3 protein-coding genes are annotated in these 2,395 nt (G+C 67.1%); 1 reads left to right on the top strand and 2 read right to left on the bottom strand.

Annotated features, from left to right (window positions below):
• Window positions 1–48: 48 nt before the first annotated feature.
• A complete protein-coding gene (locus VGH54_RS02155; protein ID WP_331510289.1) occupies window positions 49–627 on the bottom strand; it encodes a hypothetical protein in 579 nt (192 codons plus the stop codon).
• A gap of 139 nt (window positions 628–766) precedes the next feature.
• Window positions 767–970 (bottom strand): cold-shock protein, encoded by a 204-nt coding sequence (locus VGH54_RS02150; RefSeq protein ID WP_005138711.1) that lies wholly within the window; start codon window positions 968–970, stop codon window positions 767–769.
• A 336-nt stretch (window positions 971–1,306) separates the two neighbouring features.
• Between VGH54_RS02150 and VGH54_RS02145 the strand changes: the two genes are divergently transcribed.
• The coding region (locus tag VGH54_RS02145) for a DEAD/DEAH box helicase (RefSeq protein WP_331510287.1) at window positions 1,307–2,395 on the top strand (1,089 nt) is incomplete at its 3' end.

Here is a 2,395-nt window from a genome sequence, read left to right as displayed (position 1 = left end):
GATGACCGACGCAAACCGACCCCCCGTTCACCGGCCGTCTGGTTGCGGCTAGACGCGCGGCCAAAAGGGCAACGCCTCGGCGACCTCAGGGGGTTCCCCTACGTTCTCTACCAGGCGCGATAGCCGACGGCGGCCGCTGATGCGCAGCGCCGGCCGGGCTCCGCGGGTGCCGATCAGGGTCGGCGCTATGCCAACTCGCATCAGCGCGGACGCCAGCGGCGAGTGGGTATCCGGCGCGTGCGGATCCAGACCCAGGAGATAACGGTCGGCTTCCGGGACGCCGGCGGCCAATATCCAGGCCCGCAGCTCTCGCGGGCCGGGCAGCCACAGCGGCGGCACGGTCTTCACCGCGCCGCGGGTCCATTCGGCGGCGATCGGGCGTAAGCCGGCGTCCACGGCGGTCCGTACCAATGGCGTGTTCTCATCGGTGACCGTGATTTCGGCCGTCAGACCGGCCTCGTCGATCATCTGGCCCAACGCCTGCGCCCGCCAGACCTGGTCGACGACCACCGACAGCCGGGCCCCACCGCCGACCGTCACGATCTGGCCAGCGGCCGCCAGCACCCCGGTGAGGTCGCTGACCGCAGGGGGCACCGACTCAGCCGAGAAGAAGGAAAGCTGGCTCACGTCAACGACAGTAAGCGCCGCGACGCCGATGCACGCGATCGCGCGCGGAGCGGCGGGAAAGCAGGATGGGCAAGCAGCGAAAACCCCCCGAACGAACCCGGTGAATCCGGACCGTGCGGGGGGTTGTCGTTACAGCTGCTCAGACGGCGCGGACGCCGGTGGCCTGGGGACCCTTGGGGCTCTGCCCGACCTCGAACTCGACGCGCTGGTTCTCTTCAAGGGTGCGGAAGCCGCTTCCCTGGATTTCCGTGTAGTGGACGAACACGTCGGCCGAACCGTCTTCGGGGGCAATGAAGCCGAATCCCTTTTCCGCGTTGAACCACTTCACAGTTCCCTGTGGCATTTCTCGATATTTCCTTTACTACTCGGGTGCGGAGCATCACCTCGATGCCCCGGGCCCGTTCCGACCGCTAGACCTTGCTGAGTCGCCGGAACTTCACCCGACCTACAACCTCGCAGGAACCGCGGCCGCAACGTCGATCCTGCGAAAGTTTGACACGAACACAGAAGCTGCGACCGCGAACAGTCAATCACGTTCATCGCCCGAGCGACAGCCTCAGGTGATCAATTGAGCTACCACGAGGTAAACAATTCAGGTGCGACACGAAATCGCGTGGCCGCAACCGGGCTATCGGCGACGTTTTCAGGTGGTCGGTTCGGATCAGGAGGCGCAAAAGCCATGGTGACATTCGGCAGCGAGCTGCTCGCCGCCGCGGTCGCCGGCACCGACGCGGGCGAACACCCGCTGCGTCATGTCGCCGAACTGCCGGCGCGACATGGCCGCCAACGGCCTTGGCCGACATGGGTCGAGCCTGACGTGCTTCGCGCATTCACCGACCGCGGCATCAGTTCGCCATGGGCACACCAGGTTCAGGCGGCCGACCTGGCTCACGCCGGCCGCCACGTTGTGATCAGCACCGGCACGGCATCCGGCAAATCGCTTGCCTACCAACTGCCTATCCTCAATACACTGGCGACCGACCCGCGCGCCCGCGCGCTGTACATCTCGCCGACGAAAGCCCTTGGCCACGACCAACTGCGGGCGGCGCACACGCTGACCGCGGCGGTCCCACGGCTGGGGGACGTCGCGCCGACGGCCTACGACGGCGACAGTCCGGCCGAGGTGCGTCGCCTGGCACGGGAACGTTCCCGTTGGGTGTTCTCCAACCCCGATATGGTCCACCTGGCGCTGCTGCGAAACCACGCCCGCTGGGCGGTATTCCTGCGCAACCTGCGATTCATCGTCGTCGACGAATGCCATTACTACCGCGGAGTTTTCGGCTCGAATGTCGCGATGGTGCTGCGTCGGCTGCTGCGATTATGCGCGCGCTATTCCGCCAATCCGGCGATCACACCGACGGTGATCTTCGCCAGCGCTACGACCGCGGCACCTGGTGCGACGGCAACCGAACTCATCGGCCAGCCAGTCGAGGAGATCGCCGAAGACGCGTCGCCGCAAGGCGCCCGGACGGTGGCGCTGTGGGAGCCGGCCTTGCGCGCCGACCTGACGGGCGAAAACGGCGCTCCGGTGCGGCGGTCCGCCGGTAGTGAGGCGGCCCGAGTGATGGCTGATTTGATCGCCGAGGGGGCGCGCACCCTGACCTTCGTCCGATCACGACGCGGCGCCGAACTGACCGCGCTGGCAACCCGTGCGCGGCTGGAGGACATCGCTCCCGAGTTGATGGAGACGGTGGCGTCGTATCGAGCGGGCTATCTGCCCGAGGATCGCAATGCCCTCGAGCAGGCGCTGCTCGACGGTCGGCTGCGG

Origin of the sequence: Mycobacterium sp. (assembly GCF_036488105.1) — a bacterium.
Lineage (GTDB): Bacteria > Actinomycetota > Actinomycetes > Mycobacteriales > Mycobacteriaceae > Mycobacterium.
This window is presented reverse-complemented; position numbering and strand designations above follow the sequence as displayed.

Excerpts from the sequence above, each read along its gene's own strand:
- VGH54_RS02150 (WP_005138711.1), bottom strand. The coding sequence starts at position 970 with ATGCCACAGGGAACTGTGAAGTGGTTCAACGCGGAAAAGGGATTCGGC.